This window comes from Ruegeria sp. BJ5 (assembly GCF_056537865.1).
This window is the reverse complement of record NZ_JBQFSH010000001.1, coordinates 317,645-331,094: the sequence shown is the minus strand read 5'-3', so window position 1 is coordinate 331,094 and position 13,450 is coordinate 317,645. Positions and strand designations below refer to the sequence as shown.

General features: G+C 59.1%; 15 protein-coding genes. 9 read left to right on the top strand and 6 right to left on the bottom strand.

What is annotated here, in order from left to right; translation table 11 throughout:
• The first annotated feature begins 45 nt into the window (after positions 1 to 45).
• Positions 46 to 915, top strand: coding sequence for a polyphosphate kinase 2 (gene ppk2, locus ACR0NY_RS01605; protein WP_170338898.1), 870 nt, complete (start codon positions 46 to 48; stop codon positions 913 to 915).
• 123 nt (positions 916 to 1,038) lie between these two features.
• Positions 1,039 to 1,653: a TetR/AcrR family transcriptional regulator gene (locus ACR0NY_RS01600; RefSeq protein WP_093961897.1), complete on the top strand. Its 615-nt coding sequence runs from the start codon at positions 1,039 to 1,041 to the stop codon at positions 1,651 to 1,653.
• 3 nt (positions 1,654 to 1,656) lie between these two features.
• Here ACR0NY_RS01600 and ACR0NY_RS01595 read toward each other — a convergent pair whose 3' ends face one another.
• From ACR0NY_RS01595 to ACR0NY_RS01570, 6 genes are all read right to left on the bottom strand, one after another.
• On the bottom strand, positions 1,657 to 2,715 hold the full coding sequence (locus ACR0NY_RS01595; RefSeq protein WP_093961896.1) for an adenylate/guanylate cyclase domain-containing protein: 1,059 nt from the start codon (positions 2,713 to 2,715) through the stop codon (positions 1,657 to 1,659).
• On the bottom strand, positions 2,712 to 3,080 hold the full coding sequence (locus ACR0NY_RS01590; protein ID WP_170338900.1) for a group I truncated hemoglobin: 369 nt from the start codon (positions 3,078 to 3,080) through the stop codon (positions 2,712 to 2,714). The genes ACR0NY_RS01595 and ACR0NY_RS01590 overlap by 4 nt, the downstream gene beginning before the upstream one ends.
• Positions 3,081 to 3,213: 133 nt before the next feature.
• Complete coding sequence (locus tag ACR0NY_RS01585; RefSeq protein WP_170368365.1) at positions 3,214 to 4,068, bottom strand: glycosyltransferase family 25 protein; 855 nt, start codon at positions 4,066 to 4,068, stop codon at positions 3,214 to 3,216.
• Between the two features lie 112 nt (positions 4,069 to 4,180).
• Complete coding sequence (locus ACR0NY_RS01580; RefSeq protein WP_170338904.1) at positions 4,181 to 4,858, bottom strand: GntR family transcriptional regulator; 678 nt, start codon at positions 4,856 to 4,858, stop codon at positions 4,181 to 4,183.
• The gene (locus ACR0NY_RS01575) at positions 4,855 to 5,886 is read right to left on the bottom strand and encodes a Gfo/Idh/MocA family protein (protein WP_170338906.1); all 1,032 of its coding nucleotides are present in this window, start codon (positions 5,884 to 5,886) and stop codon (positions 4,855 to 4,857) included. The genes ACR0NY_RS01580 and ACR0NY_RS01575 overlap by 4 nt, the downstream gene beginning before the upstream one ends.
• On the bottom strand, positions 5,883 to 6,974 hold the full coding sequence (locus ACR0NY_RS01570) for an isocitrate/isopropylmalate dehydrogenase family protein (RefSeq protein ID WP_170368364.1): 1,092 nt from the start codon (positions 6,972 to 6,974) through the stop codon (positions 5,883 to 5,885). The genes ACR0NY_RS01575 and ACR0NY_RS01570 overlap by 4 nt, the downstream gene beginning before the upstream one ends.
• A gap of 131 nt (positions 6,975 to 7,105) precedes the next feature.
• On the opposite strand from ACR0NY_RS01570, the gene ACR0NY_RS01565 reads away from it, so the two are divergent.
• The 7 genes from ACR0NY_RS01565 to otnC all read left to right on the top strand — a co-directional run bounded on the left by ACR0NY_RS01565 (position 7,106) and on the right by otnC (position 13,388).
• Positions 7,106 to 8,113 carry a Bug family tripartite tricarboxylate transporter substrate binding protein gene (locus tag ACR0NY_RS01565; protein ID WP_093962939.1) on the top strand — a complete coding sequence of 336 codons (1,008 nt, stop codon included), beginning with the start codon at positions 7,106 to 7,108 and terminating at the stop codon, positions 8,111 to 8,113.
• Positions 8,114 to 8,174: 61 nt separating this feature from the next.
• The gene (locus ACR0NY_RS01560) at positions 8,175 to 8,924 is read left to right on the top strand and encodes a hypothetical protein (RefSeq protein ID WP_170368363.1); all 750 of its coding nucleotides are present in this window, start codon (positions 8,175 to 8,177) and stop codon (positions 8,922 to 8,924) included.
• Positions 8,925 to 8,928: 4 nt separating this feature from the next.
• Positions 8,929 to 10,440 (top strand): tripartite tricarboxylate transporter permease, encoded by a 1,512-nt coding sequence (locus ACR0NY_RS01555; RefSeq protein ID WP_170339470.1) that lies wholly within the window; start codon positions 8,929 to 8,931, stop codon positions 10,438 to 10,440.
• Positions 10,440 to 10,727 (top strand): putative quinol monooxygenase, encoded by a 288-nt coding sequence (locus ACR0NY_RS01550; RefSeq protein WP_170368362.1) that lies wholly within the window; start codon positions 10,440 to 10,442, stop codon positions 10,725 to 10,727. The genes ACR0NY_RS01555 and ACR0NY_RS01550 overlap by 1 nt, the downstream gene beginning before the upstream one ends.
• Positions 10,724 to 11,521 carry an N-acyl homoserine lactonase family protein gene (locus ACR0NY_RS01545; protein WP_170368361.1) on the top strand — a complete coding sequence of 266 codons (798 nt, stop codon included), beginning with the start codon at positions 10,724 to 10,726 and terminating at the stop codon, positions 11,519 to 11,521. Before ACR0NY_RS01550 ends, ACR0NY_RS01545 begins: the two co-directional genes overlap by 4 nt.
• The gene (gene otnK, locus ACR0NY_RS01540; RefSeq protein ID WP_170368360.1) at positions 11,518 to 12,747 is read left to right on the top strand and encodes a 3-oxo-tetronate kinase; all 1,230 of its coding nucleotides are present in this window, start codon (positions 11,518 to 11,520) and stop codon (positions 12,745 to 12,747) included. The genes ACR0NY_RS01545 and otnK overlap by 4 nt, the downstream gene beginning before the upstream one ends.
• Positions 12,744 to 13,388, top strand: a complete 645-nt coding sequence (gene otnC, locus ACR0NY_RS01535; protein WP_170368359.1) for a 3-oxo-tetronate 4-phosphate decarboxylase — start codon at positions 12,744 to 12,746, stop codon at positions 13,386 to 13,388. The genes otnK and otnC overlap by 4 nt, the downstream gene beginning before the upstream one ends.
• The last annotated feature ends 62 nt before the right edge of the window (positions 13,389 to 13,450 follow it).

The following is a 13,450-nucleotide window of genomic DNA, read 5'->3' as shown; positions in this document are numbered from 1 at the left end:
GCCCGTAATCCATAGTAGAAACTGGATTTTATGGCGAGGCAACTCATGACCCGTGCAGCGGACCGAGCAATCAACAGCTACTTTCGGAACGACGCTCCCGAGAGCGTGCGAAAGGCCATCGAAGACGCTGAAAAAGGCGACATCCTCAACCCCAGCTACCCATATCAGGAGAGGATGAAGCGCAAGGACTATGACAATCAGATGGAGGCCCTGCAGATCGAACTGGTCAAGATGCAGGCATGGGTCAAGGAAACCGGACAACGCATCGCGATCGTGTTCGAGGGCCGGGATGCAGCAGGCAAAGGCGGTACGATCAAGCGATTCCGGGAAAACCTGAACCCGCGTGGCGCCCGCAATGTCGCCCTCAGCAAACCCTCCGACGCCGAGCGCAGCCAATGGTATTTCCAGCGGTACATCCAGCACCTGCCATCAGCCGGCGAGATCGTTTTCTTCGATCGCAGCTGGTACAACCGGGGGGTCGTCGAAAACGTCTTTGGATTCTGTACCGCAGACCAGCGGGAACGCTTCTTCAGGCAAGTCATGCCGCTGGAGATCGGGCTTGTGCATGACGGCATTCACCTTTTCAAGTTCTGGCTCAACGTCGGACGCGCAGAACAGCTCAATCGGTTTCTCGCGCGCGAGAATGACCCGCTGAAACAATGGAAACTGAGCCCTATCGACATCGCCGGTCTGGGCAAATGGGATGAATACACGCAGTCGATTTCCGAATCTCTGACACGCTCCCATTCCGATCTGTGCCCTTGGACGATCATCCGTTCAGACGACAAGAAGCGCGCGCGGCTTGCGGCAATCCGGGCGGTATTGTCGAATGTGGACTATGACGAAAAGGACGTCGAAGCCGTTGGCGAGCCCGACCCGATGATTTGTGGCGGACCGGAAATCTGGGATGCGTAGTCTAGGGCGTCTTTGGTCAAGCATTAGTCCCTTTGATCATGTCTCAAGGATTGGACCTGCTGCCCCGCGTGCATTATGTCTGGTTGGTAAAAGAGCACGCAAACACAGGCAGGTGCCGTCGGAATGACCAAACGCGGCTATCACCATGGGAATCTTAAACAGGCGCTGATCGACGCCGCCCTCTCGCTGATCGAGGAAAAAGGTCCGACCGGCTTCACCCTGTCTGAAGCCGCAAAACGGGCCGGTGTCACCCCAGCCGCGGTTTACCGACACTATCAGGGTCGCGAGGATCTGATCGCCGAGGCGGCCCGTCAGGGGTTCGAGATGTTCGCGGACCTCATGCAGTATGCCTATGACAAGGGGCAGCCCTCGGCGCTGGCCGCTTTCGAAGCGACCGGGCGTGCATATCTGGCGTTTGCGCGCAAGCATCCCGGCCATTACATCTCGATGTTCGAAAGCGGAATCTCGGTCAACCGGACGCCCGAGCTGGCGTTGGCCGCCAACCGGGCAAAAGAGGTTCTGGAAATGGCTGCGGCCGATCTTTCAGAACACATCCCGCCGGAAAAGCGCCCACCGGCGTCTATGTTCAGCGCGCATATCTGGGCGATGAGTCATGGTGTCGTAGAGCTTTATGCCCGCAATGCAGGTGCCAGCTCGCCTTTCCCACCCGAAGACCTTTTGGAATCCGGGATCGGCATATACCTCAGAGGGTTGGGGCTGGTGCCGCCCGACGAATGATCGTCAGAACATCCTGCTGGCATGTGGTGCGTTCAGCCGTGAGGTGACATTGATCAGATCCATCATGCCCATCCCCTTGATGTCGACCGGACCCAGGTCCGAGACCTGAAATTCATCGATCAGGGCGTATTTCATCTCTTCCGGGGCAACGATGTTCATGGGGTTCGCAAAGACCTGCAACCGCGATGCGATATTCACGGCCGGTCCAAAAACGTCATAGACGTATTTCTGGATCCCTACCACGGACCCAACGGCCGGCCCCATGCCAAGCCCGATCCGGGCCTGCCATTTGTGCGGATGACTTTCGTTGCGCCGTTCCAGATACCGCAGAAATCGGACCGCACAATGCGCAACCGCCGTGGCATGGTCGGGCGTGGCGTCGGGCATGCCTGACACCGCAAGATAAGCGTCGCCGATCGTCTTGATCCGTTCACAGCCGAACTGTTCGACGATCCGGTCGAAGGCGGTGAAGATGTCATTCAACTCACTGAGAGTGACCGTAGGGTCGGTTTTTGCCGCAAAATCCGTAAAGCCGACGAAATCCAGCATGACCACGGAAACCTGATCATACAGCTGAGGCGTTACTACGCCGAAGGTTTTGAACTCTTCATAAACCGCGCGCGGCATCAGATTCAGCAAAAGCCGTTCGACCCGTTCCTTTTCTCTTTCCAACTCGCGGGTGTTGCGCTCGACCATGGTCGAATAGCTGTCGATCATGCTCTCCAGTTCACGAATTTTCGTGATGTTCTGACATTCGACAACCAGAACCTGCTCATCCATCCCATTGGCCAAGGAAATCGTTACAGCAAAGATCAGCGTGCGGCGTTTCGGTTTCATCTGCAGCTCTGCCGAATACCGCAGGCCCGATTGCTTGACGTCATCCAGCTCGCGCTGGTCCAGATCCGGCAAAATATCCAAAAGTGTCTGACCGGGCTCGGGCTTGCCGAACCATTCGGCGAATGGGCCATTGTGGAACACGAAGGTCAGGTCCGAGGCCCGCAATACTGCAACACCGACCCCGATGGCACGCAGCAGATGCTCGTTGATGGCCAGAATGCTCATGCCGCATCCCGGGCAACGATGATCGCCCTCTTGCCCTCGATCGCAGCCAGCGCGACCTGCACGTCATCTTCGGTCATTCCATGAATTGAAAGTGCTTCACCGAACAGCGTAGCCATCTCGTCGAAATCATCATGGCTGATGTTGAGGTGCCGATGCACGGCCTCGATCCGATCATCACTGAAAGACGCTGGTCCACCCACCAGAGACGAAACGAACTTGGTTTGATGATCGATCAACCGAGGCATGTCGATGTCTTCGAAGTAGCCTCCGATCTCATCCGATTCCAATGCCATTTCGTAAAATGTCATCACGATCCGGCTGATGGTTTTGAACCCGCCGTATTTCTCGTAAATCGTTTGACCCACACCAAAACCCCAAAAAATCGCGCAATAACACTGTGAGGTTATATCAAATCGAGAGTTTTGTTAACGTTTATGCGCTTTGCGACCGGCGCGGATGGTTGGAACCGCTCGGTTTTTCACCATCGGCTCAAAGACTTCAGGACCAAGGGCGCACGATCAGATCGTCGGCACAGGGAATGAAGTCCACCATGCCGCCGCGCTGGACAAGCCGCGCCTGACCGCCCAGCTTCCATTTCAGTTTGCGGCCGGCCGACTGAAGCTCGCGCCGCAGCCGAAACCATGTGGGGCCCTTGTCCAATCCGCTGTTCGTGGCTGCGTTTTGGGTTCGCTCACTGCTTTTGACCGGTTCGTCGATCTGCTCCTGCCGTCCCGACCAGATCATTTGAACACCAACGGCCGGAAAGCATTGAAACATGTTCCAATCCCTGCGCGGCAACGACAGAAAGTCATCGAGATGGTCAGAATATCTCTGCGACCAGGCCAACAGTTTGCGGCAGCCAGCCTGTGACAGAACATAGGCCGCCGCACTTGGCGCCATTTCCAACATTGGGCGCACGCGGACATTTCCGATCCCGGTTTCCGGCCCAAAGCGCAGTGACCGGGGCGAGTAATCCAATTTGACGCAATCATAGGCTTCCGGGTGGTTCAGCACTTCGGTGATCACCCGGCCAGCGTCAGAGGACATTTCCACATCATCCTCAAAGACGACAGCGGCCGGAAGGTTCCGATCGACGATCCGCTGCCAAACCGATCTATGGCTTTCGAAACAGGCGATTTCGCTGGTCGTCAGACCCCAGCGCGTTCCCGTTCCCGCAACATATCCGTTTTGCTCCAACGCACCCGGCTGACTGGCATCCGTCGCACTGATCCTATGTGCCCCCACAAGGCCCGCCTTCAGAAACTGCGCCTCCATGAACGCCCGGCGCTCGGGCACACGGTCCAGATTGATGTAATAGACGCTGTCGCCTGCCATCTGCTGGGTTATCTGCACCGGAAGTCCTTTCGCATCGCGCCGCTTTATTGGCCATATCCCCTGTTGGGACTGGAAGTCCAGATTGCACCACTGGCAGAAGTACGGCCAGCGGGGTGACCGAACTGACTGGCTACAGCTTGTTCAGCCGATGCTTTTCCAAGATGTCGATGATGACGGATTTGGCATGCAGCCGGTGCTGGCGATGCCGGTCGCGCGCCACATCAGGTTTGCCGTCACGGATTGCGGTGTAGACCGCACGGTGATCTTCATTCGATTTGACCGGTAACGGGCGAATGAACAGGGTCGAGGCCCGCGCTCTGCGGACCTGGTCGCTCATCATGGAAACGATGCTTTCCACCCGTCGGTTGCCACCCAACCGGACAAGCTCGCGGTGGAACAGGTCATCGGCCTTGGCCCACGCCTCCAGGTCTTCCTCACCGATGGCGCGATCCATTTGGGCGATCGAGTCCGCCAACGGCTGAAGGTCCTGTTCAGAAAATCCGGCCTCGGCCGCGCGTTCGGCTGCAAGGCTCTCCAACTCGGTCAAAATGTCATAGATCTCGCGCATATCATCCGGAGATACCGGCAGGATCCGCACCCCTTTGCGCGGCCGCATTTCCAACAGGCCCTTGCTTTCCAGCATCAGCGCTGCTTCGCGAACCGGCGTGCGCGACATCCCCAACTGCTCGGCCAGTTCGGTTTCCAGATGGTCGGTGCCCGCGGCCAACTCTCCGGTCAGGATCATCCGCCGCAAGTCCCGCACCGCGCGCTGAGTATTCGAGAGAGCCTTGCCGGTCTCGTTTTTCATTCGGCCTCCAAAACGATTTTCCTGCCCTCCGCATCAGATCTGTAGATCGCCTGCTCAATGCGGATAACGTCCAGATAGTCCGGGCCAGTATTTTCCAAATGCGTTCCATTTAGAAGACCGGATATGACATGCTGCTGCAATGCGTGCACGCAATCGCCACCAAAGCCCTCCCATTTATCGGGCGCAAGCAACTGCACGCTGCTCTGGCTGCCGAATTCCCGCAGCCCAACGGCGCCAAAGCCATCCATCGTCAGTGTTCCGCCGGTGCCTTCGATCAGGGCCTCCCCCATGGTGCGGCGCAGATTGTCCGAGGCATGATCCAGGTTCCGGTTGCCATCGAACACGGCCCTCAACCCGTTTTCGAACTCAAAGATGACATAGCCTGCGTCCTCTCCGGCAATGACAGGGTTGATCCGCCGCAGATCGGCGTAAACCGAGACCGGATTGCCGAACAAGAACCGAAACGTATCGACCCAATGCACCGCCGTTTCGTGGATCAGAAAACGCGGCATCTTCTGAAAATAGGGTTGCCGATCAAGATAAGCGCGAGGCCCCTGCCCGTCGCCCGGGCGCAGCCGGAACGTGGCCTGCAGCGGTGTCCCGATATCCCCGCGTGTCAGGGCGTCCTTCATCACCCGATACCACGGCTGAAAGCGAAAATTCTCGTGGACAACGACGGTGGCTCCGGCATCCCGAGCGTCCTTCAGTACATCCTCCGCTTCTGCCAGAGATCGACAAAACGGTTTTTGGCACAGGATCCAACCCACACCCGCGTCCAGCGCGACGCGAATTGCGTCGGCATGACCGTCAGGCGGCAGGATTATGTCCAACAGCTGGGGCGTTTCCTGGGTCAGCATCGACGGCAGATCATCATAGGCAGGCAACCCAGTGGCGGCCGCCTTCTCGAGATCGCGATCACATGCGGCCACCAGTTGAACCTGCGGTATGCGGCGCCAGCTGCCATAGTGGAACTGGCTGAAATAGCCGGCGCCGACACAGGCGACACGAATGAACTGCTGGCTGCTCACACCGAGAACACCCTGTCCGCTACCGCCCGCGCTGAGGCCAGCGTGTCGGCTTCTCCGCCCAGATCACGGGTCAGAACTCGGCCCTCGGACACGACGCTGTCGACTGCGGCGTGCAGCCGTTGCCCATCGCGCGACAACGCCGGGATCTGATGCCGCAACCCAAGCCACTCCAGCATCATCGCCGCCGACTGGAACATGGCAAACGGATTGGCGATGCCCTCCCCGGCAATGTCGGGGGCGGAACCGTGACACGGCTGGAACACCGCATGATCCAGACCAATGTCAGCCGAGGGTGCCAGACCCAGCCCTCCCATCAGCCCGGCCCCAAGGTCAGACAAAATGTCTCCAAACATGTTTTCCGTGACCAGAACATCGAATTCCCAAGGCTTCTGAACCATCCACAAGGCCGTTGCATCCACATAGGCATGATCCGCAACCAGGTCCGGGTGACGCTCAGCCTCGGCATCGAACAGATCTCGGAAGAATGCAAAGGCCCGGAAGACGTTGGCCTTGTCCACACAGGTGACTCGACCCAGACCCTGCCCGGATGCCCTTCGGTCATGCGCCAACTGGAAGGTAAACCGAAACAGCTTTTCGCAGACCTCTCGGGTGATCAGCAGCGTCTCGCGCGCCTCATCCTCGGTCACTTCTCCGCACCCCTGGGTGTGAAACAACCCCTCAGTACTTTCGCGGATCAGAACGAAGTCAATTTCCTTGCCCGGTGGCAGGGCCAATGGTGTCGCCTGCCCGGCCCTCACCCGCACAGGGCGCACACCGGCAAACAGCCCCAGCGCCTTGCGGAGGTCGATCTGCGGGGAAATCTCAGTCCCATCCGGGTACCGAACGTCCGGCAAACCCATCGCGGACAATAGAATGGCATCCGCCTGCCGCGCCGCATCCATTGAAGTTTTCGGAAATGATTCTCCGGTTTGCGCATAGTGGGCTGCCCCGGCCGAAACCTCCCGAAACTCAAGTGTATAGTCCTCGGTCTGCTCAGACAGCTGCGCAAGGATGCTTAGCGTCGGAGCCATGATTTCCGGGCCGATCCCGTCCCCGTGGAACACTGCAATCTGTAGTTTCTCGGCCATATGCGCCCTGCGTCCTTTTCCTGTGTTCTTGCGTTCGACCTTAAATCAATTCCGGTCGTTGACAACGCATTGTGTAACGTATACGCAAATAAATGCAATAACAAACACATCACTGCATCTGGGAGGAAAAGATGAAGTCGAAAATCGCAAGGTTGGCCGCGGCCGCCCTAATGACGGCAGGTGCCGCAGGGCTCGCCAGCGCGCAGGAGTATCCTTACCGGGACATTACCACCGCCGTCGTCTGGGGCGCCGGAGGCGGCACCGACACCATCAACCGGATGATCATGGCCGAGATGGAGAAACACCTGCCGGTGTCGATCAACGTGATCAACCAGACCGGAGGCGTGGCGGGTTCAAACGGAATGGTCTACGTCATGAACCAGCCTGATGACGGCTATACGTTGGTCGGACTTTCCGAATCAAACGTGACCGCCGCCGTCCAGGGCGGCTGGGACAAAAAGTTCGACTACTGGTTTCCATTCATCGTTGGCGGCTCGCCTGATTTGATCTCGGTTCCCGCAGACAGCCCCTACAACAGCCTTGAAGAGTTGGTGGACGCGGCGAAGGCCGCGCCCGGAACCATCCCCGCGGCAGCCTCGGGTGCGGGATCCATCCACCACCTGAACCTGCTGGCCATCGAAAAGGGCTCGGGCGCCGAGTTCAAATTCGTCCCCTACAAAGGCTCAGCTCCGGGGCAAGAGGCCGCCATCGCCGGTGAAGTTGCGCTGGTCGTGACCTCGCTGGCGGAACAGGCCCCGCTGATCGAAGGCGGACAGTTGCGCCCTCTGGCGATGCTGACGCCTGAAAACGCGGAAATCGCGGGAATGACCGTTCCTTCGGCCTTTGGCATCTATGACGGGCTCGACCAATATTTGCCGCTGAAACAGGCAATCGGCTTTGCGGTCCACAATTCGGCAAGCGACGATGTAAAGGCAAAACTGGCGGATGCGTTCCAGAAAGCCATGGCCTCGCAGGCCGTGGCCGATTGGGCCGCAGCAAACAATTATGACATCGGCGGACAGTACGGACCCGAGGCGCAGAAGCTGTTCTCGACGTTGGAATCCACCTTTGCGTACACCCTGCAAGACTTGGGTGCGACGACCGTCGATCCGGCCTCTCTGGGCATCGAGAAGCCCTGAGCGACAAACGATCTTGGGGGCGCGGTTCCGCGCCCCTTTTTTTTTGCACGGGAGGGCAAAGTTGGAAAAGGCTGAGGACATTCTGGTCCTGCGCGCACGGGATTTCTGGGCGTCGCTGGTTTTGGGGGCAACATCGGTGTTCTTCCTGTGGAAGACCATGGACATCCCCCTGTGGGGAAAAAACAAGGCGGGGGTCAGCGGTACCCAATGGTACGACTCAGCAGCCATTGTTCCGTTGTTCATCTTTGTGGGCCTGTTGTGCCTCTCGATCGCGCTGTTCGTGATCTCGGTCCGGTCTGGCGGGGCGCGGCACGCCCTTGGTGCGGCTGGCATCGGCTGGAACCCTGACGAAGCATTTCGCTTTTCCACCATTGGCCTGATCCTTCTGGCTTATGTGGGCGGGCTGGTGCCGCGCGTCGATTTCATCCTGTGTTCCGGCCTTCTGATCACCGCTCTCATATTTGGGTATTACGGTGGGCACCCGCGGCGCGCGATGATCGCCTGCGGCTCCGTTTGCCTGGCTGGGTTCACGTCCTGGTTGCTCTACCCTGCTCAAGCCGACTGGAACGCACATGCGGACGACTGGGTCACGTTGGGCATTTGGGTCGCCTTGACGATCCCGGTTTTGGTCAAGGCCCGGTCCGAGCGGCTTTTGCGGGTTGTTCCCTACATAGCCATCCTCGCGCCGTTTACCCTGGTTTGCGCCATGGCCTTCGGATTTCGCCAGAACGTTCCGGCGCGCGGTGGCCTGCTGTTTCAACAAATCGAGTACCACTACTACGTGACGCTCCGCCCGATCTGGAAAGGCTAAGACCATGGAGTTCGTCTTGTCTCAGCTGGCGGGATTCGGCCATGCCTTCGCTGCGCTGGTCGCCGATCCGCTGACCTACCTCTATCTGGTTTTCTCGGTCTTTCTGGGTATTACATTCGGTGCATTGCCCGGCCTGACCGCAACCCTTGCCGTGACCATTCTGACCGGTTTCTTCGGCAACAAGATCCCGCTGGATTACTCTTTGATCGCGCTGCTGGGCGCTTATGTCGGGGCGATTTACGGCGGGTCCTACCCCTCGATCCTGCTGAACATCCCCGGCACCGCCGCCAGCGCCGCCACCGCAATGGACGGTCACCCACTTGCCAAGGCCGGACGCGGCGGTGAGGCCCTTGGATTGACGACGACGGCCAGTTTCATCGGGACCATCATCGGCACACTCACGCTCCTGATCTTCGTCTGGGCGCTGCTGCTTGTTTCAAAGAACATCGCCAGCCCCGAAAAGGCGTTACTAGCCCTGTTCGGCATCCTTCTGTCTGGCACCCTCATGAGCGAGGACCTCGTGCTCAAAGGGTGGATTTCTGGTCTGATCGGGCTTGCCATGGCCATGGTCGGACTTGACCCCTTGCTTTCCGAGCCCCGCTACACCTTTGGCTGGTCCTACATGCTGAGCGGGTTCCAGGTGGTGCCCGTTCTCATGGGGGCCTTCGCGATCCCTCAGATCATCGAAGGCCTGCGACATGTCGAAGCCGGCAAGGTTATGGCTCTGAAAGGCTCGATCCTGCCAAATCTCTCGACGGTCCGCCGTCACCTGCCCACCATCGGCAGGTCCGGCGTGATCGGCACCGGCGTTGGTGCCCTGCCGGGCGTCGGCGAGGATGTTGCCGGATGGGTCAGCTACGGTGTCGGCAAAACCGTTTCGAAGGATGGGAAAAACTTCGGCAAAGGTTCACTGGACGGGCTTTTGTGTTCAGAGACCGCCAACAACGCCTGTATCGGCGGCGCACTGATCCCCCTTTTGGTGCTGGGCATCCCCGGCTCGCCACCCGCGGCCGCGCTGCTGGGGGCCTTCAAAATCAACAACGTCATCCCCGGCCCTACGATCGACCCCGAAATCATCTTGCGGGTCGTGGCCATCTTGGTGCTGGCATCGTTGACGATGTTCCTGATGGGCCTTTTCACCGCGCGGGTCTTCATCAAGATTCTCAAAATCCCGCAAACCGTTTTCTTGCCCGTCGTGATGGTTCTGACCACGATTGGGTCATTCAGTGTGGGGGGCGGGGTCAATGACCTTTACCTTATGCTGGGGGTCGGCTTCGTGGCGTATTTCATGAACCTGATGAAGTATCCGATTGCGCCGCTGGTCATTGGCGTCATCCTTGGTGGGTTGTTCGACGAGACATTCCGCCGGTCACTGTTCCTGTCGGATGGCGATCTGTCGGTATTTGTTTCTCGACCCGGAGCAGCAATTCTGCTGGTGTTGAACGTGGCGCTGATCCTCAGCCAATTGCCTCCGGTCAAACGCCTGTTCGCCCGTCTGAAAGGAGCGCCCGCCTGATGTATGCCGTCACCGTAACCTTCGAGTTGAAGCCCGGGACACGCGATCGTTTCCTGCCTCTGATGCTGGACAACGCGCGCATGTCGTTGAGCTACGAGCCCGGGTGCCTCCAATTCGACGTCTGCGCAGGGGACGATCCGGCCATCGTTTTTTTGTATGAGATCTACTCGAACGCCGAAGCGTTCAGGATCCACTTGGACAGTCCGCATTTCAAGACATTCAATCTGGCAGTTTCGGATATGGTGGTCCGAAAGCAGGTCAACACGTTCTCCGAGGTCATGCGATGAACGACTGGGAAGTCTATGCCATCAAATATGCGGACAGAAATGCCCGCACCCGCGCCGACAGTTTCATACTGGATGACGATCACGCTGCCCCTCATGCCATGGACTACTACTTGTGGCTGCTCAAGCGCGGCACGCAGGTCATTCTGGTGGATACCGGATATGACACCGACGAAGGGCTGAGCCGCGGACGGCCTATTGCCATGGATCCACGTGATGCCTTGCGGCCATTCGGGATCGCGCCAGAGGCCATTCAGCAAGTGATCGTCACGCACCTGCACTATGACCACGCAGGGGGTCTGCACCTGTTTCCAAACGCCACGTTGCATATGCAGGCGGCCGAGATGGCCTTTGCCACGGGTCCCTGCATGTGCCACGACACTCTGCGCGCGCCATTTTCGGCCGGTCATATCTGCGAGGCGATCAAGCGGCTTTATTCCGGCAAAGTGGTTTTCCATGACGGCGATGCCGAGTTGGCTGACGGAGTCACGGTCCATTGCATCGGCGGCCACTCCCGCGGGCTGCAATGCGTACGTGTCCGGACTGCCAGCGGCTGGATGGTTTTGGCCTCGGACGCATCGCATTACTACGAGAACTTCATGGCCCGAAAACCATTTCCCATTGTGGTCGACCTGCAGGACATGCTGGAGGGCTTTGACAAGCTGCAAAGCCTCGCGTCCGCCCCTGGCCTGATCATCCCAGGCCACGATCCACTGGTCCGGTCCGTTTTTCCCCCGGGACCAGCCGACCACATCAACCGTCTAGACACGGGGCCAATCAGAGAGATCAAACTATGAAGATCGGAGTCATTGCCGATGATTTCACCGGTGCATCCGACATTGGTCTGACCCTCGCCGAGGGCGGCATGCGCGTCAGCCAGTTTGTTGGCATCCCAAAGGCCCACACGGACCAAGATCTGGATGCGGCCGTGGTTGCGCTCAAGTCGCGCACGGCCCCGGTTGACGAGGCGGTGCGCGACAGTCTGGCAGCCTGTGACTGGCTGCTGTCCCAGGGTGCGCAGCAAATCGTCTTCAAGGTCTGTTCGACCTTCGACAGCACCGCAAATGGCAATATCGGTCCGGTTCTGGATGCGCTTGCGGAAAGGCTGAACGCTCAGACCACGATCGTCTGTCCGGCTTTTCCCGAAAATGGGCGCAGCGTTTACCAAGGGCACCTGTTCGTGCAGGACAAGCTGTTGAGTGAAAGCGGCATGCAGAACCATCCACTGACTCCGATGACCGACCCTGATCTCCGGCGTCTGCTGGCCGCTCAGTCCGCCCGTCCGATCCATCATGTGGCCGCCTTGGTGGTCATGCAGGGGGCTGCGGCCATTCGGTCTGCCCTGCCTCCCAAAGGTCATACGATCGTCGACGCAATCCGCGACGCAGACCTGCTGGAAATCGGCAAGGCTGCCCGCGATACCTTGCTCCTTTGCGGCGGGTCCGGGATCGCGCTTGGGTTGCCAGAAAATTTTGGCTTCAAACCGCGACACCCACAGTGGGACGGCGTGTCCGGACCCGGCATTGTGCTGTCAGGATCCTGCAGTCGCGCCACCCGAGAGCAAGTCGCGCGCTACCGGGACATCGCCCCACACCGCGAGGTCACCGCGCGGGACGCGGTCAGCGGCTCGATCTCGGTGGAAGAATTGGTCAACTGGGCGCTCGAGCAGAAACAACCGCCGCTGATCTACTCTTCGGCCGATCCACAAGTCGTGAGGCAAGCACAGGGCTCCTTCGGCAAGGAAAAGGCATCTGCCGCGATCGAAAACCTGTTCTCTGATCTCTCCCGCAGCCTGCGGACCGCGGGCTTCCGACGGATGGTCATTGCAGGGGGTGAGACTTCGGGCGCGGTTGTCCAGGGCCTGCGCGCACAGCAGTTGCAGATCGGCCCCCGCTTGGCAGCCGGCGTTCCCATGGTACTCCTGGCCGGCACCCCGTCCGTTGCACTGGCGCTGAAATCGGGCAATTTCGGCGGCCCCGATTTCTTTGCGGACGCCTTGAACAGAATGGAGCAACAACAATGAGCGAGGCGGCGAAGCTGCGGGAAGAAATCTGTCTGCTTGCAAAGTCGATGTTCGACCGGGGACTGACCTGCGGCGCGTCGGGCAACATCTCGGCCCGGCTGTCCGACGGAACGATCCTGGTAACGCCGACCGGCAGTTCGATGGGGTTTCTCGACCCGGCACGGATCAGCCATCTGGATGCCCGGTTTCAGCACATTGATGGCGACTTGCCGACCAAGGAAGTCCCTCTGCACTCGGCCTTCTACGACACAAGGCAGCAGACCGGGGCTGTGGTCCACCTCCACTCGACGCATTCGGTGGCCTGGTCCATGCTTCCCGAAGTTGACCCCGAAGACGTTCTGCCGCCTTTGACCCCGTATTCAATCATGCGGGTCGGTCGGGTGAAATTACTGTCATTCTTCCTGCCCGGCGACCCTGAAATGGGAAATGCGGTCCGGGGACTGGCCGGACAGCGCAGCGCGGTGCTGCTGGCCAATCATGGCCCTGTGGTTGCCGGCAAAGACATCTGGGCGGCCAGTTTCGCAATGGAAGAACTGGAGGAAACCGCAAAACTCGCCCTGCTGACCCGAGGCCTGAACCCTCGCCAGCTGAGCGCCGAACAGATTTCAGCCCTGTACGACATGACAGGCCACAGCAAGTAACCGGTTCGAACACCTGCTGCTCTGACAACACGCTTTGCGATCCAATCGGCCGGATTTCGGCA